This is a genomic window from Halomonas sp. NYA30 (assembly GCF_976980765.1).
Genome location: NZ_OZ334477.1, coordinates 159519 through 184161, shown reverse-complemented (window position 1 = coordinate 184161; position 24643 = coordinate 159519). Strand labels below are relative to the sequence as shown.

Annotated in this window: 21 protein-coding genes; 17 read left to right on the top strand and 4 right to left on the bottom strand. The window is 56.7% G+C overall.

The genetic code is table 11. The features are described 5' to 3' along the window. Positions 1 to 31 precede the first annotated feature (31 nt). The 5 genes from ACWI0H_RS00835 (at position 32) to ACWI0H_RS00815 (ending at position 5440) form a co-directional block, all read left to right on the top strand. Complete coding sequence (locus ACWI0H_RS00835; protein WP_485874576.1) at positions 32 to 1477, top strand: sodium-dependent transporter; 1446 nt, start codon at positions 32 to 34, stop codon at positions 1475 to 1477. 49 nt (positions 1478 to 1526) lie between these two features. Continuing rightward, complete coding sequence (locus ACWI0H_RS00830; protein WP_008959185.1) at positions 1527 to 2297, top strand: ABC transporter ATP-binding protein; 771 nt, start codon at positions 1527 to 1529, stop codon at positions 2295 to 2297. 77 nt (positions 2298 to 2374) lie between these two features. Beyond that, positions 2375 to 3094: an ABC transporter ATP-binding protein gene (locus ACWI0H_RS00825; protein ID WP_485874575.1), complete on the top strand. Its 720-nt coding sequence runs from the start codon at positions 2375 to 2377 to the stop codon at positions 3092 to 3094. Between the two features lie 16 nt (positions 3095 to 3110). Continuing rightward, entirely contained in the window at positions 3111 to 4115 is a 1005-nt protein-coding gene (locus tag ACWI0H_RS00820; protein ID WP_485874574.1) for a branched-chain amino acid ABC transporter permease, read from the top strand. Next, on the top strand, positions 4115 to 5440 hold the full coding sequence (locus tag ACWI0H_RS00815) for a branched-chain amino acid ABC transporter permease (RefSeq protein ID WP_485874573.1): 1326 nt from the start codon (positions 4115 to 4117) through the stop codon (positions 5438 to 5440). The genes ACWI0H_RS00820 and ACWI0H_RS00815 overlap by 1 nt, the downstream gene beginning before the upstream one ends. Before the next feature lie 209 nt (positions 5441 to 5649). Here ACWI0H_RS00815 and ACWI0H_RS00810 read toward each other — a convergent pair whose 3' ends face one another. Together ACWI0H_RS00810 and ACWI0H_RS00805 are read right to left on the bottom strand one after the other, a co-directional pair. Further along, a complete protein-coding gene (locus ACWI0H_RS00810) occupies positions 5650 to 6858 on the bottom strand; it encodes an ABC transporter substrate-binding protein (RefSeq protein WP_485874572.1) in 1209 nt (402 codons plus the stop codon). A gap of 119 nt (positions 6859 to 6977) precedes the next feature. Next, positions 6978 to 7223 (bottom strand): hypothetical protein, encoded by a 246-nt coding sequence (locus ACWI0H_RS00805; protein WP_101147131.1) that lies wholly within the window; start codon positions 7221 to 7223, stop codon positions 6978 to 6980. A 65-nt stretch (positions 7224 to 7288) separates the two neighbouring features. Here ACWI0H_RS00805 and ACWI0H_RS00800 point away from each other — a divergent pair, with 65 nt between their 5' ends. Beyond that, positions 7289 to 8092 carry a TlpA family protein disulfide reductase gene (locus ACWI0H_RS00800; RefSeq protein WP_485874571.1) on the top strand — a complete coding sequence of 268 codons (804 nt, stop codon included), beginning with the start codon at positions 7289 to 7291 and terminating at the stop codon, positions 8090 to 8092. A 113-nt stretch (positions 8093 to 8205) separates the two neighbouring features. Then, positions 8206 to 11151, top strand: coding sequence for an RNA polymerase-associated protein RapA (gene rapA / locus ACWI0H_RS00795; protein WP_485874570.1), 2946 nt, complete (start codon positions 8206 to 8208; stop codon positions 11149 to 11151). 18 nt (positions 11152 to 11169) lie between these two features. On the opposite strand, the gene ACWI0H_RS00790 is transcribed toward rapA, so the two are convergent. Continuing rightward, positions 11170 to 12069 (bottom strand): TIGR01777 family oxidoreductase, encoded by a 900-nt coding sequence (locus ACWI0H_RS00790; RefSeq protein ID WP_485874569.1) that lies wholly within the window; start codon positions 12067 to 12069, stop codon positions 11170 to 11172. Between the two features lie 146 nt (positions 12070 to 12215). Here ACWI0H_RS00790 and ACWI0H_RS00785 point away from each other — a divergent pair, with 146 nt between their 5' ends. The 9 genes from ACWI0H_RS00785 to ACWI0H_RS00745 all read left to right on the top strand — a co-directional run bounded on the left by ACWI0H_RS00785 (position 12216) and on the right by ACWI0H_RS00745 (position 21136). Continuing rightward, positions 12216 to 13265, top strand: a complete 1050-nt coding sequence (locus ACWI0H_RS00785) for an NAD(P)/FAD-dependent oxidoreductase (RefSeq protein ID WP_485874568.1) — start codon at positions 12216 to 12218, stop codon at positions 13263 to 13265. 240 nt (positions 13266 to 13505) lie between these two features. Then, positions 13506 to 14426 carry a MerR family transcriptional regulator gene (locus ACWI0H_RS00780; protein WP_008959195.1) on the top strand — a complete coding sequence of 307 codons (921 nt, stop codon included), beginning with the start codon at positions 13506 to 13508 and terminating at the stop codon, positions 14424 to 14426. A gap of 84 nt (positions 14427 to 14510) precedes the next feature. Then, a complete protein-coding gene (gene phrB, locus ACWI0H_RS00775) occupies positions 14511 to 15923 on the top strand; it encodes a deoxyribodipyrimidine photo-lyase (protein WP_485876140.1) in 1413 nt (470 codons plus the stop codon). Between the two features lie 59 nt (positions 15924 to 15982). Further along, a complete protein-coding gene (locus ACWI0H_RS00770; RefSeq protein ID WP_485874567.1) occupies positions 15983 to 16414 on the top strand; it encodes a nuclear transport factor 2 family protein in 432 nt (143 codons plus the stop codon). Between the two features lie 36 nt (positions 16415 to 16450). After that, positions 16451 to 17236, top strand: a complete 786-nt coding sequence (locus tag ACWI0H_RS00765; RefSeq protein ID WP_008959198.1) for an SDR family NAD(P)-dependent oxidoreductase — start codon at positions 16451 to 16453, stop codon at positions 17234 to 17236. Beyond that, entirely contained in the window at positions 17233 to 18612 is a 1380-nt protein-coding gene (locus tag ACWI0H_RS00760; protein ID WP_485874566.1) for an NAD(P)/FAD-dependent oxidoreductase, read from the top strand. Before ACWI0H_RS00765 ends, ACWI0H_RS00760 begins: the two co-directional genes overlap by 4 nt. Then, positions 18609 to 19376: a DUF1365 domain-containing protein gene (locus tag ACWI0H_RS00755; protein WP_008959200.1), complete on the top strand. Its 768-nt coding sequence runs from the start codon at positions 18609 to 18611 to the stop codon at positions 19374 to 19376. The genes ACWI0H_RS00760 and ACWI0H_RS00755 overlap by 4 nt, the downstream gene beginning before the upstream one ends. Then, complete coding sequence (locus tag ACWI0H_RS00750; RefSeq protein ID WP_485874565.1) at positions 19373 to 20641, top strand: class I SAM-dependent methyltransferase; 1269 nt, start codon at positions 19373 to 19375, stop codon at positions 20639 to 20641. The genes ACWI0H_RS00755 and ACWI0H_RS00750 overlap by 4 nt, the downstream gene beginning before the upstream one ends. Further along, complete coding sequence (locus ACWI0H_RS00745) at positions 20642 to 21136, top strand: DUF2878 family protein (protein ID WP_485874564.1); 495 nt, start codon at positions 20642 to 20644, stop codon at positions 21134 to 21136. It begins immediately after the preceding gene. Here the strand turns inward: ACWI0H_RS00745 and ACWI0H_RS00740 are convergent. Continuing rightward, positions 21133 to 22974, bottom strand: coding sequence for a putative bifunctional diguanylate cyclase/phosphodiesterase (locus ACWI0H_RS00740; RefSeq protein ID WP_485874563.1), 1842 nt, complete (start codon positions 22972 to 22974; stop codon positions 21133 to 21135). The two genes, ACWI0H_RS00745 and ACWI0H_RS00740, sit on opposite strands and share 4 nt — an antisense overlap. Before the next feature lie 148 nt (positions 22975 to 23122). On the opposite strand from ACWI0H_RS00740, the gene ACWI0H_RS00735 reads away from it, so the two are divergent. Next, complete coding sequence (locus ACWI0H_RS00735) at positions 23123 to 24424, top strand: IS1380 family transposase (RefSeq protein ID WP_485874562.1); 1302 nt, start codon at positions 23123 to 23125, stop codon at positions 24422 to 24424. Positions 24425 to 24643: the final 219 nt, after the last annotated feature.

Sequence of the window (24643 nt, the reverse complement as noted above, 5' to 3'; positions counted from 1 at the left end):
TCCTGACACCCAAACACGGACACTCTTACCCATGAGCGGTCAAAACGTCTGGACGCATAAAGGTACTTTTCTACTCGCAGCGGTTGGCTCCGCCGTTGGCTTGGGCAATCTGTGGCGATTCCCTTACCTCACCGGCGAAAATGGCGGTGGTGCCTTTATTTTGGTCTACGCGCTGACGATCTTCGCGGTTGGCATCCCCATTCTAATTGCCGAGATCATGCTCGGACGCACCAGCCGCCGAAGCCCGATCATGGGTATGCGCCACCTGACCAAAACTCACGGCACCTCACGCGCCTGGGAAACCATCGGCTGGCTGGGTGCCGCCTCGGCGTTCCTGATCTTAAGCTTTTACTCGGTCATCGCCGGCTGGGCGATTCACTATACTTGGCTGATGCTAACCGGTTCACTGGTCGGTGCAGACGCGCAAACCATCAGCGATGGCTTCGACGCCCTGTTGGCAGCCCCCGGCCTGATGACGTTCTACCACACCTTGTTTATCGCCTTTTCTGCGCTGATTGTCGGTATGGGAATCCATAAAGGCATCGAGTCGGGCCTGCGCATTATGATGCCCGCGCTGTTCGTGATTCTGCTGGTGGTGCTGGCCTACGGTGTGGTTAATGGCGATGTGGTCGCCGCCGCCAGTTTTCTGTTTACTTTCAATATCGCCGACCTGAGCCTTGAAGGCTGGCTGCAGGCCATGGGTCAGTCGTTCTTTACCCTGAGCTTAGGCATGGGAGCGATCATGGCCTACGGCGCTTACATGCCCAGTGACGTATCGCTGACCCGCACCGCCTTTGCCGTTGCCATTGTTGATACCGCTGTGGCGATGGTCGCTGGCCTGGCCATTTTTGCTCTGGTGTTTGGTGCCGGGTTGGAAACAGGCCAAGGCCCTGGGCTGATGTTTGTCACCCTGCCACTGGCCTTCGCGGAGATGCCATTTGGCGCGCTGGTCGGCGGCGTGTTCTTTATCCTGGTACTGGGCGCCGCCATCAGCTCCTCCATTTCGTTGATCGAGCCTGTCGCGGCATTTTTGGTAGAGCGCTTTGATATGACTCGCCCCCAGGCCGTTACGATTATGGTGATTGCCGCCTGGGCAATGGGTCTATTGACTGTCGTCAGCTTTAACGTGTGGGCCGAGGGGACGATATTCCATAGCCTGTTTGGGCGTAGCGCCTTTGAATTTATCGAGCTACTCACCAATATCTTCATGCCGGTGGGCGGCCTGCTGATTGCCCTGTTTGCAGGCTGGGCGCTGACCCAAAGCGAAGTCATGAAAGAGCTGGGCTCTACGATCACGTGGTTTAAAGTCTGGCGGTTGCTAGTGCGCTTTGTGGCCCCCGCCGCTGTCGCCTTTGTGTTTTTACGCACCATTCCTCAAGTAGAGGGATATCTGGTACCCACCCTAGGCGCGCTGCTAATTGTCGGCGCGTTTGCCGCCAGCCAGCGGTGGCTTAAAAAGCCACGACAAACAACTTGATAACAATGCGCAGGCGGCTTCTTAGCCGCCTGCATCGCGTGGAGACACCATGAACCCTCTTATTGATGTACAGCGAGTCAACAAAGCGTTCGGCGGCTTACAGGTGATTAACGACTGCTCCATTCAGGTGGAAAAGGGCTCAATTACCGGCATGATCGGCCCCAATGGCGCAGGCAAATCAACCCTGTTCAATCTTATTGCCGGCTCCCTGGCGCCCGACAGCGGTCACGTTCTGCTTGATGGAGAAGACATTACCGCGCTCAGCGCCGACCAACGGTTTCATAGAGGCTTACTGCGTACCTTCCAGATCGCCCACGAATTCAGCCAGATGAGCGCGCTGGAAAACCTGATGATGGTACCGCCCAAGCAAGCCGGTGAAGACCTTTTCAGCGCTTGGCTAAAGCCTGGCAAGGTACGCCGGGAAGAAGCCGAGGTACGTCGCCGAGCGCTAGAGGTAATTGATTTCGTCGGGCTACATCACGTGCGTAATGAGTTGGCGGGCAATTTATCCGGCGGGCAGAAAAAGCTTTTAGAGCTTGGCCGCACCATGATGACGGATGCCAAGGTAGTGCTGCTTGACGAGATCGCCGCCGGGGTGAACCGCACCCTGCTGGGCGACTTGATAGGTAATATTGAGCGGCTCAACCGCGAGATGGGTTACACCTTTTTAGTGATCGAACACGATATGGAGATGATCGCCCGGCTCTGCGACCCAGTGATCGTGCTCGCCCAGGGCAGCGTAATGGTGGAAGGGCATATCAACGAGATCCAGAACAACCCCGAGGTGATTGAGGCCTACTTTGGCACCGATGCCGCTTAAGGGTGACCTTTTCGCTACCCACCAATGACTACAATGATGTCGCTTTACGTCAGCGACCTTGCTGAGAAACTTTGCTTATGTCATCAACAACCAGGCCATTAATCGACGTGCGCGATGTGCACGGCGGCTATGGCGGTATGAACATTCTTAACGGGGTTAACATGACGCTGGAGGCCGACGAGGTCGGTGTCATCGTTGGCCCCAACGGCGCTGGCAAGTCCACCATGCTAAAAGCGATCTTTGGTCTACTGCATGTCAGTCAGGGCGAGATACTGCTTAATGGTCAGCCGATCCAGAACTTACCCCCTAACCAGTTGGTGCAACGTGGCATGGGTTTTGTCCCCCAGGAGAAGAACGTTTTCCCAAGCCTTTCGGTGCAGGAAAACCTGGAGATGGGCGCCTTTTTAAAGCCGCAGAACGTTAAGCGCATGCTGGCTCAGGTGTATGAGTTTTTCCCACCGCTGTATGAAAAACGCCGTCAGCCCGCCGGTGAGCTCTCCGGAGGTCAGCGTCAGATGGTTGCTATGGGGCGCGCCTTAATGGCCGAGCCAAGCCTGCTGTTGCTCGATGAGCCCACCGCGGGGCTATCGCCACTCTACATGAATGAAATCTTTGACCGCGTCAAACAGATCAACGCCGCTGGCGTGGGTATTTTGATGGTGGAACAGAACGCCAAGCAGGCGCTAGCGATCGCCGATAAGGGCTTTGTGCTGGCCGCTGGCCAAAACCGCTTTACCGATACTGGGGCTGCGTTACTCGCCGACCCAGACGTCGCCAAAAGCTTTTTGGGCGGTTAGCCCCAGGGAGAAACGTGTGAACGAACTGGCTTTTTTCATTAATAATGTGGTGATTTCGGGCAGCGTGAGCGGCTCCATTTACGCCATTGGCGCGATTGGGGTAACGCTAATTTTTAGCATCATGCGCTTTGCCCACTTTGCCCATGCCGACATGATGACCTTTGGTGCCTTTATGGTGCTACTGCTCACCACGCTGTTCCCAGCGGCAGGCGCCAGCCTTGGCGTGCCTACCGCGGTGTTAATGCTGCCGCTGGCAATGCTGCTCACCGCCGCCTTGGCCGTGGGGATCGACAAAACCTTTTATAAGCCATTGCGTGCTCATGGGGTCAAGCCCATTGTGCTGGTGATTGGCTCGCTAGGTGTGACGTTGATTTTGCAGGGACTGATCCGCCTGTTTTCCGGTACCGGTGGGCAGAGCCTCTATGTGGACGACCGTAAAGAGATCTTTCGCCTTGCGCTGCCCTTCGAGGGCGCCCGCGCGCCGATTGTAATCACCGAACCGCAGATTTATCTGTTTGTGATTACCCTCGTTGCTGTCGTCGCACTCCACCTTTTCCTTAACCGTTCGCGGTTGGGTAAGGCGATGCGCGCCATGTCGGATAATCCTGAACTGGCCCAGGCATCGGGCATTAACACCAATACCATTGTGGCGGTGACCTGGATGATTGCAGGAGCGCTAGCCGCCATTGCTGGTACGCTGCTTTCCCTGGACGTCACCTTCAAGCCCGACTTGAGCTTCTTCCTGCTGCTGCCTATTTTTGCCGCCGCCATTGTCGGTGGAGTTGGCCACCCTTACGGCGCCATTGCGGGTGGCTTTGTGGTCGGTTTTGCCGAGACACTGGCGGTGTTCAACTGGAACGTTCTACTTCGTCCCTTCCAGGAAAGCTTCCCCGCGTGGTTGGAACTGCCGTCAAATCTCGCCTTTGTGGGCACGGAGTATAAGATTGTAGTGCCGTTTTTCATTCTGATAGCCATTCTGGTGTGGCGCCCCACCGGACTGTTCAAGGGCAAGGTGATCTAATGAGCCATTCAGCTAAAACACGCAACCCTGCCTACACGCCCCAAGACGCGACGACAGCTCGCCGGTTTCCGCTGCGTGAGTTAATCCTGTTTGGCGTGTTACTGGCGGCCATTCTGGCGGTTTATACCCTCATGGGCGCAGCGTACAGCACGCGAATGCTCGTTGAAGCCGCTTGTTATGCCATCCTCGCGTTGGGATTAACCATTCAGTGGGGCTATGCCGGGCAGTTCAATGCCGGTGTGATGGGGTTTGTCGCCCTAGGCGGCTTCTGTGCGATGCTCTTCAGCGTTCCGGTTAACGAGGCTTTCTGGGGCACCGCGCTACCCGGCGAACTAGGCCGTGTACTGTTGTATGGTGTGGCCGCCATTCTGCTGATCGTCGCTGTTAGCAAACTGGATCGCCTGGGCATGCCCAAGCCCCTGCGTACGCTTATCGTAGTAGCATTAGGCCTTGTGCTTTATCTCGCGGTGATTAGCCAGCTACGTGAAGTTACTGATGCGATTGAGAGCCAGGCAGGCTTTGTCGGCGGGCTAGGCTTGCCGCCTTGGACCGGCTGGATTGTGGGGGGCGCGCTGGCCGGTGGCGTCGGCTACTTTATTGGCCATATCTGCCTGGGCTTACGCAGTGATTATCTGGCCATTGCCACCCTGGGCATAGCCGAGATCATTAAAGCGTTTTTGAAAAACTCTGATTGGTTAACTCGCGGTACCGCCACGGTTTCCCCACTACCCTGGCCCACACCGGGGCCTGCCGAACTGGGGTTTACGCTCTCCCGAGCCATCTATCTTTCGTTTACAGCAGTGATCATAGCGGTGATCTTCTTTCTGCTTAATCGCGCTTACAACGCCCCATGGGGCCGTATGATTCGGGCGATTCGCGATAACGAAGTGTCCGCTGCCGCCATGGGTAAAGATATCAACAAGCGTCGCCTGGAGATTTTCGTGCTGGGCTGCATTCTGATGGGCTTGGGCGGTGGCATACTGGGCACTTTTAATAGCCTCTTTGACCCTCAGGGCTATTTGCCGCTCAACCATACCTTCTTGGTGCTGGTGATGGTGATTCTTGGCGGGCCGGGTAACAACCTGGGCACTATTTTCGGCGCGGTGGCTGTGTACATCATCTGGATTATGTCTGAACCGCTGGCGCTGTTCTTAATGCAGCTAGCCGTGGCGTTTGGGGAGGGTACGTTTGGTTGGGATGCTCCAAGCAATATGGATAGCCGCGCCTTGCAGGCACGGGTGCTGGTGATTGGTTTGCTGATCACCATGGTGTTGCGCTTTGCGCCTAAAGGGCTGCTGCCTGAGAAAGTCAAAAGCCATAGCTGATCCTCTCAACTGCTGAAACATAAAAAATGCCCGGCTGGTAACAGTCGGGCATTGTTGTTTTTAGAGCCACTAGTCGGTCGGAACAACCCTATGCGGGGGCGCTGTGAACCCATCCCTGGGCGCTACTTTCGCCATCCCTGGCGAAAGACCCCCGCTACGGGTTGATTCCGCCCTCAGCTCAAGCTGGCCAAACTAATGACATTTCCCGCTTAAAGATCAACCTGTCCTTTACTGGTAAAGGTGCCGTCTTCTACAGCCATTTCTACCACCACGCCCGGTACATCACCGTTATCGTCAAACTCATGCGAGCCAGATGCGCCTTCGTAGTTAATATCGGTACCTGCTGCAATCAACTCAACCGCCTTTTCCCATTCGCCGGGCAGAATGACCTCACCGGGGGCTGTGGCGACGCTGCGTAGTGCTTCAGAAAGACCTTCACGGTCGGCACTGCCGTTCTGCTCAATCGCCAACGCGATCAGGAAAGCAGCATCGTAAGCCTGGGCGGCGAACACGGCACTGGGATCCAGCTCAGCAGCTTCGGCGGCTTCGATAAAAATATCGGTGCCGGGCAGGTCAGGACTGCCGGGGCGCGTGGCGATCATACCGTCCAGCACGTCCGCACCGATGGCTTCAATCAGGCTATCGCCGACCATGCCGTCAGCGCCTACGTACTGGGTAAACATGCCGCTTTCATAGGCTTGACGCAGTACCGTTTGACCCGACGTATCGGCATAAGCCAACACTACCAGTGTTTCAACGCCGCTCACTGAAAGCGAGCCTAACTCAGAACGATAATCCGCGCGGTTATCTTCGTGGGCAAGGTTCTCAGTAATCTCACCACCACCCGACTCAAATGCAGCGCTAAAGGCGTCAGAAAGCCCTTGTCCGTAGTCGTTGTTAACGAAGGTAACGGCGACTTCATCAATGCCTTTTTCAAGCAGCAACTTAGCGAGCATTTCCCCCTGGAAAGCGTCTGACGGTACGGTGCGGAACACCAGATCATTATCGTCCAGCTCTGATACGGCAGGCGCCGTAGAGGCAGGCGATACCATCAATACGCCACCAGGAATGGCCGCGTTGTTGGCTGCTGCAATAGTTGCACCGGTACACAAGGCACCCACAATCGCCGTCACATTTTCAGAGTTCACCATCCGGTCAGCGGCGTTTGAGGCGGCTGATGCATCCGAACAGGTGGTATCGCCGGACGGCATCTCCAACGTTTGGCCATCTAGAATACCGCCCTGCTCATTGACCTGTTCAACGGCTAGCTGCGCCCCTGCAAAAATCGATGGCGTTAAACTTTCAATTCCCCCGGTAAAGCCGCCCAAGAAGCCAACTTTGACCTCTGCCTGTGCGAATCCCGTCATTGCCAGGGTGGAGGCCGCCACAGCTGTGGCTAATGCGCGCTTATTGATCATATTATTTGTCGCTCCCAGTGTCGTAAGAGATGATGCATTTTTTTAGTATGCCTCAGCGATCAATCACTAAGGCTGCTATTAATCTGGAACTGGAACGCCAAAAACACAAGCAACGCTTTCTAACGCTCGTCGTCTTCCTCTAGAAATCGCCTGCGTTCAGCAAGCTGCTTTTGAAGGCGTTTGTGGCGATAAAGCCGCACCAGCGCAATCGTTAACGCGGTAACCAGCATCGCAGCCAACACCCAACCCTGCCAGGGACGAGCGGCGTTACCCATCACCGTTTCCAACGTAATTATCAGCATTAAGCCAATCGCCTGGGAGCCGATCGCTAGCGCGCGCAGCCTATCAAAAGCGGGTGGGGGCATAACGTCTCCGTAATTTGTAGCTCGCATGGTATGGTCTGCCAGTGTACCTGCTTCACGAGAAAATCATGAATGCCATCGCTCTCGGCCCACTGCTTATTTCATTACCGCGTCTTTATGCCATCGGCTGCGCGCTGCTGTTGCTACTCTGTGCACGGTTACTGCTAGGCCTTCCCCGGCGTGACCAGCAGCGCTGGTTTACCGGGCTTATCATTGTTTGGTTAGTCGGCGCCCGGGTGGGCCATATCCTGCTCAACCTGGATAGCTATAGCGACACCCCGCTTGAAGCGCTCAAAGTCTGGCAACCCGGCTACCACGGCCTATGGGGCATGGCGGCAGGCTTGGTATGGACAGCCTGGACGCTGAGGGCGCGGTTCTTGGCTATGGGCGGTGCAATGGCAATGCTGATCGCCGCTTCCAGCCTATGGCTGGTGCTGGTCACCCTGGCGCCCCTGAGCAATGAGTTTGCGGTTGACTCCCTACCGGAGGTCACTCTGGAAGATATAGAGGGCAATCAGGTGGATCTACCGTCACTCACCGAAGGCGGTGACCTGATTATTGTCAACTTATGGGCTACCTGGTGCCCACCCTGCCTGCGTGAAATGCCGCTGCTTGAGGAGGCCGCTCAGCGCGATGGCGTCAGCGTGGTGGTGGCTAACCAAGGCGAAGATCTACTGCCCATGGTGCGCTACCTGGATGAGCAGCAGCTTGAATTTCGCTATGCGCTGCGCGACCCCAACCAACAATTAATGGCCCTTTTTGAAGCACCGGGGCTACCCACTACCGTGCTATTCGATGACCTGGGAAATACCTTAGATGTGCATGTGGGCGAGCTTACCCGCGCCCATCTAGACCGCTGGTTAAAAGATTGATGCCGATACACCTTAATCCCCCCGCTGCTTTGCGTTAGAATCCCCCGCCCTGTTGCCGCCGGTGCTCCCCTCCGGCGGCAGACGACCCGTTTTGCAGACTCCTCCGAGGCATCATGAGCGATTTTTCTCCCGGCCAACGCTGGATTAGCGACGGTGAAGCTGAGCTTGGGCTCGGCACCGTGCTTAACTGCGACGCCCGTAGCGTTACCATTTTGTTCAGTGCCAGTCAGGAAACCCGTACCTACAATACCCGCCAGGCCCCGCTGACCCGCGTTATGTTCGGCAGCGGCGACCGCGTGCTCTCCGCTGACGGCTGGCAGATCGTTGTCGATGACAGCAAAGAGTCCGACGGCCTGATCACCTATATCGGTGAAGACAAGGAAGGCAATCTGCGCGAGCTGCCCGAGGCTAAACTCGCCGATACCATGCAGTTCGACCAGGCCCGCGACCGTCTGCTGACCGGCCAGGTCGATCGCAACGACTGGTTTGATTTGCGCTTTCGTACCCTGCACCACTATCAGCGTATCGAGCAGCACAGCGCGCTGGGCTTTTCCGGGCCGCGTATCGATCTGATTCCTCACCAGCTCTACATTGCCAATGAAGTCGCCAACCGCCATGCGCCCCGCGTACTGCTCGCGGACGAAGTGGGCTTGGGTAAAACCATCGAAGCCGGCCTGATTCTGCACCGCCTGCTGCTCAATGGCCGCGTTGAGCGGGCGCTGATTCTGGTGCCCGACAGCCTCACGCATCAGTGGCTGGTCGAGCTACTGCGCCGCTTCTCGCTCAACGTCACGCTATTAGATGAAACCCAAAGCCAAGCCCACGGCAACTACAACCCTTTTGAGAGCGCGCAGTTGGTGCTCGCCAGCCAGGGCTGGCTGTTTGCCAACCCGCAACGCCAGGAGCAGGCGCTGGCTAGCCAGTTCGACCTACTGATTGTTGACGAAGCACACCACCTCGACTGGAGTGAAGAGGGCAGCGGCCCCGGCTACAAATGTGTCGAACAGCTTTCGGCGGTGATTCCCGGCCTGCTCCTGCTCACCGCTACTCCGGAACAGATGGGCATCAAGAGCCATTTCGCCCGCCTGCGGTTGCTGGATAACGAGCGCTACCACGACCTGGAGCGCTTCAAGGCCGAAGAGAGCCACTACACCGAGGTGGCCCGCGCCATCGATGCCTTGGAGGCGCTGCCCGGCAACCCTGATGCGAGTGCCCACGTCTCTGCGGTAGCCGATGACCGCGACAGCCAGGCGCTGTTGTCCACGCTATGCAACGAGGAGGCAAGCGAAGCGCAGCAGGACGCCGCACGTGCCCAGCTCAGTGAAGCGCTGCTGGATCGCCACGGCACGGGCCGCGTGATGTTCCGCAACAGCCGCCGCCACGTAGGCGGCTTCCCGGAGCGGCGCTTAAACTTGGCACCGTTAGCGCTGCCTTCGGCCTACCGTCGCGTCGTGCGCCGTCTAGAACGCGACGAGGATTATCTTGATGAGCTGCTGATCGAAACCGGCATGGATCACCCCGATGTGCTGATCTACCCCGATGCGGCCTACCGCGAGCTCAGCAATGATCCACTCAACGGCGAAGACTGGTGGCACATTGACCCCCGGGTTAACTGGCTGCTGGAAAAGCTCAGCGACGACAGCGAGAGCGGCTTCGCCAACGAAAAAGTCCTGGTCATTGCCCACCACCGGGAAACCGCCGAAGGCCTTGCTGAAGGGCTGCGGGTGCTGGGCGGCTACCATGCGCCGGTGTTCCACGAAGACCTCTCCTTGATAGAGCGTGACCGCGCGGCAGCGGCGTTTGCCGATGAAGATGGAGGCGTTCAGGTACTGGTGTGCTCGGAAATTGGCTCTGAGGGGCGCAACTTCCAGTTCTGCCGTCACCTGGTCATGTTCGATATGCCCCAGCACCCGGATCAGCTCGAACAGCGTATTGGCCGCTTGGATCGCATCGGCCAACTCCACGCTATTGAGCTGCATATTCCTACCTTTGAGGGCAGCCCCGGCGAGCGTCTGCTGCGCTGGTATAACGAAGGTATGGATGCGTTCAGCGCCCCGCATGGAGTCGGCAACGAGCTGTTTGATGCCTTTGGTGACGCCCTGGCTGACGCCCTGCTGGATGATGAAGCGCTTGAAGAAATTATCGCCGAAACCCGCACGATGTTTAGCGCCAAACTGGCGGAGCACGATGCGGGCCGCAACCGGCTGCTGGAACTCAACGCCTGCCGCCCTGCTCGCGCTCAGCAGGTCATCGATGCAGTGCGCGAACTTGACGAAGACGCCGCATTGCCGCGCTACCTTGAACGGGCGCTGGATATTTTCGGCGTGGAGAGCCAGGAAATCGGCAAGGGCTTGATGCACCTGCAGCCCAGCCAACATATGCTGGATGGCCTGCCGGGTCTGGTTAAAGGCGAAGAGGGCTTTACCGCCACGTACAGCCGCGCCCAAGCACTGGTCCGCGACGATGTGCAGCGGCTCTCTTGGGAACACCCGCTGCTGCGGGAAATGATGGGCCGCGTGTTGGATGGCACCATGGGCAACTCGGCGCTGGCGCTACTGCGCCACGACGCCATTCCCAGTGGTCGATTGATGGCCGAACTGGTGTTCCGCACCCACTGCCCAGCGCCCAAGAAGCTGCATCTTAACCGCTTCTTGCCACCCACGGCGGTGCGCCTGCTGCTGGATGAATCCGGCGCCAACCTGACCAGCAAGATCTCCTTCACCGGTTTGGGCAAGAACCTGCAGAAGGTGAATAAATCCCTGGCGCGTGATCTGATCAAGAGCCGCCATGACCAACTGCGTGAATTGCTCACTCAAGGCGAGGGCGAAGCCGAGCGCCAGCTGCCCAGCATTGTCGAAAATGCTGAAGCGCGCATGCGTGCGCAATTGGACGCAGAAATTGCCCGTTTGACCGCGCTGGCCGAGCACAACCCGGCGGTGCGCGGCGCTGAAATCGACGCGCTGAAAGATGAGCGTAAGGCGCTCAGCGAAGCGATTGAAAACACCCGCCTACGTCTGGATTCCGTGCGGGTAATTATCACCGTTGACGCCGATCGTTAATCGCCAAGCGAATGCTTCCTAAAGGATCGCCTCAAGCGCCTTGTCTAATGTGGGATATTGGAAAGTAAACCCTGCCGCTTCAAGGCGCACGGGGCGCATATCCGCCCCGGTCAGCAATAGCCGAGACATTTCACCCAGCCCCGCCTTCAAGACAAACGCGGGTACGGGGAAAATGGCCGGTCGATTGAGATGCTTGGCCAGGGTTTTGGTAAAGGTGGCGTTGGTGACCGGGTGCGGCGCACTGCCGTTAAAAGGGCCGCTCAAGGTATCGTGATTGATGAGAAACAAAATCGCCGCGACTAAATCATCGCGGTGAATCCACGGCATAAATTGCTCACCGCTGCCAAAGCGGCCACCTAACCCTAGCTTAAACGGCGGCAGCATTTTCTGCAGGCTGCCGCCGCCTGCATCTAGCACCAATCCCGTACGCAAAATCGCTAAGCGCACCCCCATCGCCTCAATCGGCTGGGTGACTGCCTCCCACTGTTTGCACAGACGATGGGCAAACTCATCGTTAGGGATTGTCTCTTCGGTCACTACGCGTTTGCCCTGATCGCCGTAATAGCCCATCGCTGACCCCGATACCATTACCTTCGGCAATGGCTGGCCGTTAGCTTTTAACTGTTCACACAACGCGACCAATTGCTCAGTTGACGCTACACGAGAATTTATCAGCTTGGCTTTCTGCTCATCGCTCCAGCGCTTACCGGCAATAGACTCTCCAGCCAGGTTAATTAGCGCATCCGGTGGCGACTCAATAAACGCCTGGGCGCTGTCACGAATGTCGCAACTGGGCAAGCGATCGCGTACTTGATGAGGGTGACGGGAAACCACCTGCACCTCGTGGCCCTGCTCTATCAGTTTTTGGCATAGCCGCTGGCCGACAAACCCACTGCCTCCGGTCACTAATACGCGCATGGAATTACTCCTGTTGGTGCCACCGTTCGTTGTCAGCTTGGCGAAATGAATCAATCGACGACCAAATTGTACGACATCTATACACAACTGCTACAGTAAGCTTTCAGTTCTATTCATACGACATCTAAACAACGCTGCGAGGAACCATGGCGATACTGCCTCTAAGTGCTCAACAATCGGTCGCCATCATTGGTGCAGGCATCGCAGGGCTTGCCTGTGGGCAGGTACTCGCCAATAGCGGCGCTAGCGTTACGCTGTTTGATAAAGCCCAAGGCCCTGGCGGGCGCATGTCGAGTAAGCGCAGACCCAGCGCGACGCTGGATCTAGGCGCTCAGGCTTTCAGCGTGCGCGACGCAGACTTTCAGCGCGCAGTTGATACATGGCTATCCATTGGCTGCATCGCTTTCTGGCCCACCGCTACCTATCAGGCTAGCCCAAATGGCTGGCAGGCGCATAACGATGGGCAAAAGCGCTACGCCGGTGCTCCTCGAATGAGTGCCTTGACGCGTCATTTGGCCGACTCGCTAACGGCGCTACCTCAGGCAGCACTGCATACAGGCACTTCCATCACGTCACTCAAACGCAATCAAAAAGGGTGGCAGTTGGTAGCGGCGGGCGGCATGACGCATGGGCCTTATGATCAGGTAGTGATTAGCGCACCACCGCCCCAGGCCCATGCACTGCTGGCAATGTGGGACGACGATTTGGCCACCGCTTGCCAAACGCGAAAGCAACGCGCCTGCTGGGCGGGATGGGCGATTTTTGACGGACCGCTTCCCGCCATACCCGGTGTTGACCCAGACTGGCAGATGGCGCGGGTTGCCCACCCTGCCCTGCATATTGTGTCACGTAACCAAACAAAACCAGGACGCGCTGCTCAATCTGAAAGCCTTAGCCTGCTGGCTCAACTCGACTGGAGCGAAGCACATTTGGAGCAGCCTGCCAGTGAGGTGGCTAACCAACTTCTTACTGCTCTAAAAAGTTTTTTTCCCGTCTCAGCAACGCTACCCGACCTGATTGAAACAGGCGCGCACCGGTGGCGCTATGCACAACCAGCGGCCGCTTGTGAACACACATACTTATACAGTGGAAACGGTTTGGCCTTGTGCGGCGATAACGTTTGCGACGGCCGCGTAGAAGATGCCTGGCTATCAGGCCACCGCTTAGGGAAAGCGCTAATAGGCCGGTCGGTCTAATTATATAAAATATTATACGGGCTAAGAGGGATTCTTATAAAGGTTGTACCGAGTAGCGACAAGTTGTACAAATGAGCATACAGTAACGTACTAATGTTCAGATCTTTGATTAGGCAGTCTCTACATGGAACACGCTTCACCTTCGCCGCGGCGAATAATGTCCGGCCCTTACAGCGCGGCGCTGCAGTTAACTAGCTTGCGGTTCACTAGATTGCAGTTAACGAAGAGGTACTGGCGCACATGAGTCTTAAGGCGACCCATCCCCCCGATACGCCCCTCTATCCGATACGCGAAGTGTCTCGCTTGACGGGCGTAAACTCGGTCACCCTTCGCGCTTGGGAGCGACGCTACGGGCTAATTCGCCCCCAGCGCACCCCCAAAGGGCATCGCCTTTACGCTCAAGACGACATCACACGCATCGAACGTATCTTGCAGTGGCTCAATCGTGGTGTGCCGGTCAGTCAAGTCGCCGACTTGCTTGACCAGCCAGAAACAATTGAGACGCCTACCCCTGATGCCGGCGATTGGGCTAGCCAACGCCTGCAGCTGCAAGCCATCATCGAAGCGTTAGACCTGCCCAAGCTAGAGGCTTTTTATTACCAGAGCTTAGCGCTCTACCCGCTGAGTATTGCCATTAACGAGCTTTGGCAGCCGGTTGTTTTAAGCTTAGAGGCGAAATGGGCCATTCAGGCAGATCAGTTAGTACGCCGCACCTTGGAAGCATTTTTGCGCAGCCAAGTGGGCATCCGCTTGCATTATGCTAACCAGGCTACCCGGGGCCCGCTGATTTTGCTCAATGCCATGCCCGATGACCCTGGCCCGCTCTGGGTGTTGATGTCGGCATTGATGGCCAGCGAGCAAGGCTACCGAGTACAGATGCTTGACCACTCGCTGCCACTGGAGGATCTCCCCCAGGCAGTCGCGCGGCTACACTCGTCGATGGTACTGCTGTCTAGCGGCCAGCGCGAAAGTGACAGCTATATTCGCCAAGCGCTGCCTAAAGCCGCCGAGACGCTTAATGTGCCCATCGGCGTGTGTGGTGAAGTGGCGCGCCTGCGCGAAGCCGATCTGCGCGATAGCCCGGTTCACATGCTAGGCGATGACCTGCCTCAGGCGATTGCTCGCTTGCGTCCTCTCTTACGCGAGTCAGGCGTACTGTAACCAACACGCTCTTACCCTGGCCGTTCGCTCTCTGGCGACCGGCCATTTTTTTGTGCCGCAGGAGCCCCTATGACAGAAAAGCCTATGAAACGTCAATTGGTTTGGCTGCGCAGCGACTTGCGTATTGATGACAACAGTGCCCTGGCTGCCGCAGCGGCCAAAGGGCCTGTCATCGCGGTTTTTTTGCGCAGTATTCCCCAGTGGCAAGAGCACGGGCACGGTGCCAACAAGCTGGACTTTTGGGCGCGCGGTGTCGCCGCCGTTAAAACAGCCCTTAACGGATTGAATATTCCGCTGCTGCATCGCGATATTGACCACTATAACCAAGCGCCAGACGTACTGCTTGAGATCGCTCGGGAACATGATGTTGAGCAGTTGCACTTCAACTGCGAGTACGCCCTCAATGAGCGTCGCCGCGACCAAGCCGTACAAGATGCCTTTAAAAAAGCTGAGAGAACCGCCCATGGTTATCACGATGCCGTGGCATTTTCCCCTGGCAGCCTGTTAACCGGAAAAGGCGACTTTTACGGTGTTTTTACCCCCTTTTCCAAAGCGTGGCACAAGCAGGTCACCGCCGACCAGTTAGCGCTGCGCGAGTCACCACCGGTGCAAACAGCACTGGATATTAAAAGTGATCCGCTGCCTGCGCTACCGACCCTTGACAGCACACCGATTGAAGAGCGCCTGTGGCCTGCCGGTGAACGGCCCGCGGCGGATAACTTGGCGCGTTTCCTGCGCTTTCGTGGCCGCCACTATAAAGACCAGCGCGACCTGCCCAAGGTACGTGGTACCAGCGAACTCTCGCCCTATCTGGCACTAGGCATGATCTCCCATCGCCAGTGCTTGCAAGCCGTAATGACCGAGAATGGCGGTCATCTTGGCGATGGCGATATTGGCCTGACGACCTGGGTTAATGAACTGATCTGGCGCGAATTTTATCAGCATGTCGCGGTAGGGTTTCCGGAGGTGTGCCGCTATCAACCCTTCCAGGCACACACCAAGCAGTTGCAGTGGCGCGACGATGATGAAGGCTTTCAAGCCTGGTGCGAAGGGCGCACCGGCTACCCTATCGTCGATGCGGCCATGCGCCAGTTAGTCGCCACCGGCTGGATGCATAATCGGCTGCGCATGGTGACCGCAATGTTTTTAAGTAAGCATCTGCTGATTGACTGGCGGCGCGGTGAAGCCTTTTTTATGCGCTACTTGGTGGATGGCGAATTCTGCGCCAACAACGGCGGTTGGCAGTGGGCGGCCTCGACGGGTACCGATGCCGCGCCCTACTTCCGCATTTTTAATCCCACCACCCAATCCACCCGTTTTGATGCTGACGGTGAGTTTATTGCCCACTGGCTGCCTGAGCTTGCTGACCTGCCCGCCAAAGCGCGCCATGCGCCGCCTCAAGACCTACTCACCGATGTGCAGTACCCAGCGCCGATCGTTGATCACAAAGCGGCACGTCAACGTGCACTGGACGCGTTTAAATCACTCACTAAATAATCGCTTCTTTCCCCCTTTCCTAAGCCATTATAGTTACAAAGCGAATCAAGGAGACCGTCATGGCTGAGCCTGCGGCGCTGGAGGCGTTCTGCGCCTTTTTCAAAAAACTGGACAATACCTGTACAGAAAAGCTATACGAGGTATATACTGAAAATATAATTTTTAGTGACCCGCTGCACCATCTTGAAGGTCGCGAAGCGTTAGCGCGTTATTTTTCAGCCATGTATGAAAATGTCGAGCACTGCCACTTTACTTACCACACTCGGCAGTTACAGGGACAACAAGCGTTTGTTACCTGGACCATGACGTTTATGCATCCCCGATTGGCAGGTGGCCAGGCTGTCAAGGTCGAAGGCTGTAGCGCACTCACCTTTGCCGCCGATGGGCGCGTTGAGCGTCATCGCGATTATTTTGATGCTGGCGCCATGCTTTACGAACATTTACCGCTGATGGGAAGCGCCATTCGCTGGTTAAAAAAACGCCTTGCCTAAGCAGTAACATCACGGCGGGGCGCACGAGGAGGCTTAATGAGTACATGGGAAACGCCCCAACGTATTTGGTTAACCGGTGCCACGTCCGGCATTGGTGAAGCGCTTGCCCGTAAATTCATCGCCCAAGGCCACCAGGTGGTACTCAGTGCCCGCAACGCGGAGTCACTTGAAGCGCTGTGCCAAGGCCACCCCAATGCCCATCCGCTCCCGCTAGATGTTAGTGACCGCCAAGCCGTGCTTAACGCTGGCGAGACCATTGCCGAGCGCCTGGGGGCATTAGATTTAGCGTTATTCAATGCTGGTACTTGCGAATACCTGAACGCTCAACAGTTCGATATGGATTTAGTCGAGCGCGTTTTTAAGCCCAACTTATTTGGCACTTTGTACGGTGTCGAAGCCGCTCTGCCGCTGCTGCGGGCAGCACGGCAGCAGGGTCTGCCCGCCCGACTAGCGGCCACCTCCAGCGCCTCGGCCTATTTACCGCTACCCCGCGCAGAAGCCTATGGCGCTTCTAAAGCCGCCGTCAGCTACTTCCTGGAATCGCTGCGCTTGGATCTCGATCAGGAAGGCATTGATGTCAGCCTTATCCACCCCGGCTTTGTGAAAACGCCACTCACCGAGCGAAACGACTTCCCGATGCCCATGCAGGTCACCGCCGAGCAAGCGGCCGATGCCATTATCGCAGGCCTGGTAAAGGGTCGACTGGATATCCATTTTCCACGCCGGTTCACCTATCTGGTCAAATTGCTGGGCATTTTGCCTCCTGCCTTGCGCCGTCAGATAGGCCTGCGCATGACCCGCGCCCAAAAGGAATCGTCATGAGTACCGTGGTATCAAATAGTGCTGGGGCATCTCAGCGTATTGCCATTGTCGGCAGCGGTATCAGCGGCATGGCCGCTGGCTGGTACCTTTCTGCTCAGCATGAAGTCACGCTGTTCGAGGCGGATTCGCGGCTTGGGGGCCATACCGCCACGATGGACGTGGACGTAAAAGGGCAAACGTATGCGATCGACACCGGCTTTATTGTCTTTAACGACTGGACCTATCCGCACTTTCAGCGCTTGATGGCAACCCTGGGCGTTGCCTCACAAGCCACTGAGATGAGTTTCTCGGTGCATGAAACAGCAAGGGACTTTGAGTACAACGGGCACACGTTAGGATCGATGTTTGCCCAACGACGCAATTTATTTAACCCCTCTTTTTATCGCCTGCTGCGCGATATCCTACGTTTTAACAAGCAGGCCACTAAAGCGCTTGATCGCAACGAGCTCCCCGAACAGATGACCCTAGGGGAATACCTGGATCGCCACCACTACAACCGCGATTTCCAGCAGCGTTACTTACTGCCCATGGGAGCCGCCATTTGGTCGGCCAGCATCAGCGATTTACGCGCCTTTCCGGTGGCGTTTTTTGTGCGTTTTTTCCGCAATCACGGCCTGTTATCGGTTAATCACCGCCCCCAGTGGTACACCCTAATGGGCGGCTCGAAAAGCTATATCCCTAACCTAACAGCCCCCTACGCGTCGCGCATTCACCTCAATACGCCGGTAACCAAGATTACCCGCGAACGCTCTGGAGAGCGTGCTGGCGTTACGATTACCACTCCCGCTGGCAGCCAACACTTTGACCAAGTGGTGCTCGCCTGCCACGCCGACCAAGCCTTGGCGATGCTGGGTGACGCCAGTGCAGACGAGAAAGCAGTGCTCGGCGCCATGCCGTATCAGGATAACGAGGTGGTGCTGCATACCGACACCTCCCTGCTACCGCGGCGCAAACGTGCCTGGGCGAGCTGGAACTACCGGCTGGATCAGCGCGATAGCGAAGCACGGGTATCGGTCACTTACGACATGAATATTCTTCAGCGGATAGACAGTGACACTACGTTTTGCGTGACCCTGAACGACAGCGCCAGCATTGATACCGATAAAGTACTGGGACGTTATACCTACGCGCACCCGCAGTTTACCTTGGCTGGCCAGGCGGCGCAGGCGCGCCACGCTGAGATATCGTCGACAGCGCAGCGTACGCATTTTTGCGGTGCCTATTGGCGCAACGGTTTCCACGAAGACGGGGTGTGGAGCGCCCTGCGCGTCGCCCAGGTCTTGGGCTGTGACGAAGCTGCCCCGCCTCCCGCGGAACCGCTGGCGCTACCTGCTCATGAGCTGCTGACACCGCAAGGTGTTGAGGGTCTCGGATGATTGCCGCTCCGCGTTCGCGTATCTATCGTGGCACCCTGCGCCACCGCCGCTTCACGCCCAAGCCCCACGCATTCAGTTACCAGGTATGGATGGCGTGGTTGGATCTGGACGAGCTGCCCGATCTGTTCGACAAGGTGCCCGGCTTCAGCGCCCGCAGGCCTGCCTTGGCGCGTTTTCGGCGGGAAGATTATCTAGGCCCGGTGGATCGCCCGCTAAAAACCGCCGTGCGCGAAGAGCTCGTTCGTCAATTAGGCAGCGCCCCCACGGGGCGGATTTGTGTGCTCACCCAACTGCGCACGCTGGGCTGCATGTTTAACCCTATCTCCGTTTACTACGCCTACGACCATTTGGGTAGATTGGCAGCCGTATTGAGCGAAGTCACCAATATGCCTTGGCGTGAGCGTACCCGTTACGCCAGTGCGGTGGACCCTTCACGTCACAGCCACCAGGCCCGTTTCGACAAAGACCTCCACGTTTCGCCTTTCAACCCCATGGATATGACCTATCGGTGGAAATTTAACGCCCCCGGCGAAACGCTCTTTTTGCATATGGAGAACTGGCGGGAACAGCAGTGCCATTTTGATGCCACATTAACCCTTGAGGCCTCACCTGCCACCCGCGGTGTATTGCTAACAACCTTGGCTCGCCAACCATGGATGAGCCTGAAAACCATTGCGGGTATTCATTTTGAAGCGCTTCGGCTGTGGCTTAAGCGCATCCCTGTTTATAACCACCCCAAGCAGCGCAAGGAGACTTCAAAGTGACGACCCTGCGTTCTACGCCGCCAAATATTCAACCTGTTGCCCAAGACCGCTTAACCAAGTGGCTGAAGCCGCGCCTAGTGGCCCAACTGGATACCTTTCGCGGTGGTCGTATTACCCTCATTGAAGGTGACCAGTGCCACCACTTAGGCCAGGGAGGACCGCTGCAGGTAACCGTGGTAATCCGCCACTCGCGCGCCTGGAAGCGGCTGGCCTTCGGCGGCACCGTTGGCGCTGCCGAGTCTTATATGGACGGTGATTGGGACGCCGACGACTTGGTCGCCCTAGTCCGCCTGTTTGCCGCCAACCTGGAACAGGTTAATACCAAAATGGAGAACGGCAGTGCCCGCATTGCCCGTTGGTTATTGGGTGCCGCCTACCGTTTTCAGCGCAACAGCCTAAGCGGCTCTAAGCGCAACATTGCAGCCCACTATGACATTGGTAACGACCTATTTTCGACGTTTTTGGATCGCCACCACTGGATGTACTCCAGCGCCGTTTTCCCCTACCCGGAAGCTAGTCTGGAAGAGGCCTCAACCTACAAACTGGATTTGATGCTTGAAAAGCTTGATGTCCGGCCAGAGCATCACCTGCTAGAGATTGGCACCGGCTGGGGTGGTCTGGCGATTCACGCGGCGAAAACCCGTGGTTGCCGTGTCACCACCACGACCATTTCCGATGAACAGCACGCTCATACTGCTCAGCGCATCAAAGAAGAGGGGCTGGAAGACAGAATTACCCTGCTCAAACAGGATTACCGTGAATTAACCGGCCGCTACGACCGGCTTATTTCGGTCGAGATGATTGAGGCGGTGGGGCATCAGTATCTCGATACCTACCTCAACAAGCTGGATAGCCTGTTAACCGACGATGGGCAGGCCATGCTGCAAGCCATCACCATCCGCGACCAGCGCTTTGAAGACGCTAAACGCGACATGGATTTTATCAAGCGCTACATTTTCCCCGGCGGTTTTCTACCCTCGCACCATGCCATGTTAAGCAGCGTAATGCGCAAAACGTCACTGAACGTGGTCGCGTTGGATGAAATAGGCCCGCACTATGCCCGCACTCTGCGTGAGTGGCGCCACCGCTTTGAAGCCAGCCTGGAGCAGGTACGCACGCTGGGGTACGACGAGCGCTTTATCCGCATGTGGCGCTACTACTTATGCTACTGCGAAGGCGGCTTCATCGAGCGCTCTATCGGTACCTGCCATCTGCTGTTGGCTAAACCAGCGGCGAAGCCCATACCGCTCACCGGCGCTCTCTAAATGGCATCACGCCGATGGCATGCACTGCTGTTCAATGCCCTGCGTTTTGAAGCTGGCTGGCTGTTATGCGTAGTAGGAGGTTCAGGCGTTGCCGCGCTGGCGGGCGGAGGCTTGCTAGCTTGGCATCTATGGCGCTGCGCGCTGCCGGGAGAGTGGCGGTTTATCGCGGGATTTGCACTGCTCGGCTTGATGGTCGATGGCGGCTTAAACCTGCTGGGAGGCTTTGATTTTAACGATCAGGCACTGGTGCTGGGGTTATTACCCCTTTGGCTATGGATGCTCTGGCCGCTGTTTGCCACCCTGGCCCATCACTCGCTGGCGTGGCTGTGGCGTTATCCGCTACTAGCCGCGCTGTGTGGCGCTGTTAGCGGCCCGCTCTCGTATTACGGCGGCGCGCTACTCGCGGAGGTGACGCTTGCCCCTTGGCTGCTGCCAGCCCAGGCGCTGATATGGGCGTTACTGTGTGTAGGCATTAGCCGTTTTTATAAGCGTTAAGAAGCAGCAGAGGCAGTGGCTGGCTCAGGCAGCAAACGCTTTTCCAATTCCGCAGCGGGTAGCGGTCTGGCAAAGTAGAAACCTTGTACGGACGTACATCCGGCATCCACCAAAAACTGACACTGCTCTTTGGTTTCAACGCCTTCGGCAATCACTCCTAGCCCCATGCCTTCCGCCATCGCTAAGACCGCCTTCACGATTGAGGCATCCGCTTGATCATGTGGCAGCTCCTTAATGAACGCCCGATCGAGTTTAATTTTGTCTACCGGCAAGCGCTTCAAATAACCGAGCGACGAATAGCCTGTCCCAAAGTCATCGATGGCAATCGCAAAGCCTTGGTCGCGCAGCGCCTGAAGGCGTGGTCCCATATCGCCAGCGCGTTCGTCAAGCAGCACCGATTCGGTCAGCTCTAAACCAATTTGCGATGGTTTCAACTGATAACGCTTTAGGCAAGTCGTCAACTGACTTTCCAGGTCGCCTTGAAAGAGCTGCAGGGCCGAAATATTGACCCATATCGTCAATTTAGGCATCCCGCTATTACGCCAGTGCGCCTGTTGGGCACAGGCTTTTTCGATCACCCAGGTGCCCAGCTGACTCATTAAACCGTGCCGCTCGGCCAACGGAATAAAGTCGCCAGGGGAAATCATGCCATCAGTGGGATGGCGCCAGCGCAGCAGTGCTTCCATACCCACCAGATCGCCGCTAGCAGGCTCATGCTGGGTTTGATAATGCAGCTCCAATTGGTCACCGGAAATAAGCGCGGCGCGTAAATCACTGACCAGCGCCAGTTGAGGATTATCCTGCTTATCCAGCGCCGGACGAAAGCGCTGGCTTAAGTTACGTCCCAGCCGTTTAGCGCTGTAAAGCGCCGACTCTAAGCGCTGGAAGAGCACGCCTGAGTCGTTACCATCCTCGGGCACTCGGCAACTACCGATCGACAGTCCTAAGCGCAGCGATTGGTCGTTAATTTCAAATGGCCGACTCATATGCTCACGCAGGGTGGCAACCCACTGGTCATGATCGTCAAAAGTGGTGGTGCGGATCACCATAAACTCATCGCCGCCCAAACGACCTACAATACTGCCCGCCACATAGCTGGTTAAACGTTGACCAAAGCGCGCTAACAAGCGGTCACCCTGCTCCACCCCCAAACTATCATTGACGGATTTCAGCCCATCAATATCGACCAGCGCCATATCCAAGCTCTCTCCAGCGCGCAGATGGCGCAGCCGGGAAGCCAGCAGATCGTGAAGGCGACGACGATTGGGTAGCCCTGTGAGCGGATCTTCATAGCCGATACGGCGCAAATCACGCTCGCGGGCTTTTTGTGCCGAAATATCGGTAAACAGATTAATAAAATGAGTGATGTTGCCGCGGTTGTCGGTCACGGCGCGTACTTTTAACCACTCAGGATACTCATCGCCGTGCTTACGGCGGCTCCACATTTCACCTTCCCAGCGGCCGGTACTTTTCAGCGTGCTCCAAAACGTTTGATAAAAGTTTTTATCGTGCCGTGGCGCTGCCAGCGTCTCCAGTTTCAGCCCCTGAATCTCTTGGCTCGAGTAACCGGTCACTTCGGTGAAGGCGGGATTAACCACGATGGCGCGATTTTGCGCATCGGTAATCACCATGGCATCGCTGGTGAGCCCTAATGTATCTTGGGACAGACGCAGGCGTAGCCGCTGTTGACGCACTTGGTTCCAGGCATCCCATAGCCCTAACGTAACCAATGTCGCGGCAACTAGGCGCAGCGTCGCATCGGGTATCCAAACACAGGCAGGGAGCGCCGTCAGCGCGACCCAAACTAACGGACGATTGAGAGAAACAGGAAGCCACATGGCAATTCGCTATACCCTATACAAATTAATCTAGATAAAAAATTTAGCGCTAGCCCGGATTTCTCACAGGGTATAAAAGAAAGCGGCTGAAAGTGCTATGATTTCAAGAACCTAACCAATCCATCAAGCACCAACAGCCGCTTCCAAAATGGTACCTGAAAAGCTGACCTTCTCGCCACTCTCACGCCGCCAAATTGAAGCCGACTTCTCCGGGGGCCACATTACGTCGGACGCCGGATTACTCCTGCTTCGTGAAGTCGATAAACAGCATCGCCTGACACGCCGCTTGGCCGCCGTGCTTCATGATCCCCGCGCACCGGAACAGGTTCGTCATAAGCTCGACACTTTGGTTCGTCAGCGGGTGTTCGGTGTCGCCGCTGGCTATGAAGATTTCAACGACCATGAGGCCCTGCGCTATGATCAGGCCCTTCAGACAGCGCTCGGTGAAGAGGATACGCTGGCAGGCAAGTCGACGCTGTGCCGGGTGGAGCAGAACGCCGATCGGCAAGCAATAGTGAAGGCCCATGAGTTGCTGTGGCATCACTTCATTGAACAGCATGACGAACCACCAAAGGAGATCGTGCTGGACTTTGATGGCACCGACATCCCCGTGCATGGCGAGCAACCCGGCAAGTTCTTTAACCGTTATTACGATCACCACTGCTACTTCCCACTGTATGTCTTCTGTGGGCGCCACTTACTGGTGAGCTATCTGCGCACCAGTGACCGCAGCGACAGCCGCCATAGCTGGGCGATCCTCGCCTTACTGGTACGCTTTATCCGTCAATACTGGCCCGATACGCGCATCGTGTTACGAGGTGATAGCCACTTTTGTCGTCCCCGGATGCTGAACTGGTGTGATCGGCATCACGTCGACTACATCGTGGGAATCGCCAAGAACAGCCGACTGCTCAAGGAAGTGGACGTCCCCATGATGCTGGTGCGCAAGACCCAATGGCAGGTGGGAGGGAAAGTAGCGGGGACGTTCCGCTTCCCGTATCAAGCCCACTCCTGGAAATACTCACGCTGGGTGGTGGCCCGCCTAGAAGAAGGCGAGTTAGGCTCTAATCCCCGGTTTATCATCAGTTCCCGTTACGATGATGGCTTCAAGCTTTACTACGAGCAGTACTGTGCCCGGGGTGACATGGAGAACCGGATCAAGGATCAACAACTGAGCCTGTTTGCTGACCGGACCTCCAGCACGCACTGGTGGGCCAATCAGTGGCGGCTGATCTTGTCGGGCTTCGCTTATACGCTGTTCGAGCGGTTACGGACTTATCTGAAGCACACGCCCTTCGCGCGCATAAGTCCGAGCAACCTGAGGCTCAAGCTCATCAAAGTAGGCGCGGTCATCATCCGCAATACGCGTCGAATCCGAGTACTCATGAGTGACAGCTACCCCTATAAAACGGCGCTATCCGATCTCGTCAGGCGGTTGGTTCCTAACTGACTGCTCGGGCGCCCCCGGCCCGAAGCAATGGGGGAAAGGGGGAAGTGTGTCTGAACGCCGGAAAGTGGTTAAAAAGTAGCCGATGTAAGTCGAGCCAGTAGGTGTTTAGCGGTGTTACAGCCTGAGTGCGGTACTGGCTGAGGTACTATGAGAAATCCAGGCTAGGTGCCATGTTGATCATGCCGCCTAATCAAAAACTTGGATACTCTATATTACGGC

Bases quoted from the DNA above. Each gene is read 5' to 3' on its own strand.
- ACWI0H_RS00835 (WP_485874576.1), top strand. From the start codon at position 32: ATGAGCGGTCAAAACGTCTGGACGCATAAAGGTACTTTTCTACTCGCA.
- ACWI0H_RS00830 (WP_008959185.1), top strand. From the start codon at position 1,527: ATGAACCCTCTTATTGATGTACAGCGAGTCAACAAAGCGTTCGGCGGC.
- ACWI0H_RS00825 (WP_485874575.1), top strand. From the start codon at position 2,375: ATGTCATCAACAACCAGGCCATTAATCGACGTGCGCGATGTGCACGGC.
- ACWI0H_RS00815 (WP_485874573.1), top strand. From the start codon at position 4,115: ATGAGCCATTCAGCTAAAACACGCAACCCTGCCTACACGCCCCAAGAC.
- ACWI0H_RS00810 (WP_485874572.1), bottom strand. From the start codon at position 6,858: ATGATCAATAAGCGCGCATTAGCCACAGCTGTGGCGGCCTCCACCCTG.
- ACWI0H_RS00805 (WP_101147131.1), bottom strand. From the start codon at position 7,223: ATGCCCCCACCCGCTTTTGATAGGCTGCGCGCGCTAGCGATCGGCTCC.
- ACWI0H_RS00800 (WP_485874571.1), top strand. From the start codon at position 7,289: ATGAATGCCATCGCTCTCGGCCCACTGCTTATTTCATTACCGCGTCTT.
- rapA (WP_485874570.1), top strand. From the start codon at position 8,206: ATGAGCGATTTTTCTCCCGGCCAACGCTGGATTAGCGACGGTGAAGCT.
- ACWI0H_RS00790 (WP_485874569.1), bottom strand. From the start codon at position 12,069: ATGCGCGTATTAGTGACCGGAGGCAGTGGGTTTGTCGGCCAGCGGCTA.
- ACWI0H_RS00785 (WP_485874568.1), top strand. From the start codon at position 12,216: ATGGCGATACTGCCTCTAAGTGCTCAACAATCGGTCGCCATCATTGGT.
- ACWI0H_RS00780 (WP_008959195.1), top strand. From the start codon at position 13,506: ATGAGTCTTAAGGCGACCCATCCCCCCGATACGCCCCTCTATCCGATA.
- phrB (WP_485876140.1), top strand. From the start codon at position 14,511: ATGAAACGTCAATTGGTTTGGCTGCGCAGCGACTTGCGTATTGATGAC.
- ACWI0H_RS00770 (WP_485874567.1), top strand. From the start codon at position 15,983: ATGGCTGAGCCTGCGGCGCTGGAGGCGTTCTGCGCCTTTTTCAAAAAA.
- ACWI0H_RS00765 (WP_008959198.1), top strand. From the start codon at position 16,451: ATGAGTACATGGGAAACGCCCCAACGTATTTGGTTAACCGGTGCCACG.
- ACWI0H_RS00760 (WP_485874566.1), top strand. From the start codon at position 17,233: ATGAGTACCGTGGTATCAAATAGTGCTGGGGCATCTCAGCGTATTGCC.
- ACWI0H_RS00755 (WP_008959200.1), top strand. From the start codon at position 18,609: ATGATTGCCGCTCCGCGTTCGCGTATCTATCGTGGCACCCTGCGCCAC.
- ACWI0H_RS00745 (WP_485874564.1), top strand. From the start codon at position 20,642: ATGGCATCACGCCGATGGCATGCACTGCTGTTCAATGCCCTGCGTTTT.
- ACWI0H_RS00740 (WP_485874563.1), bottom strand. From the start codon at position 22,974: ATGTGGCTTCCTGTTTCTCTCAATCGTCCGTTAGTTTGGGTCGCGCTG.
- ACWI0H_RS00735 (WP_485874562.1), top strand. From the start codon at position 23,123: ATGGTACCTGAAAAGCTGACCTTCTCGCCACTCTCACGCCGCCAAATT.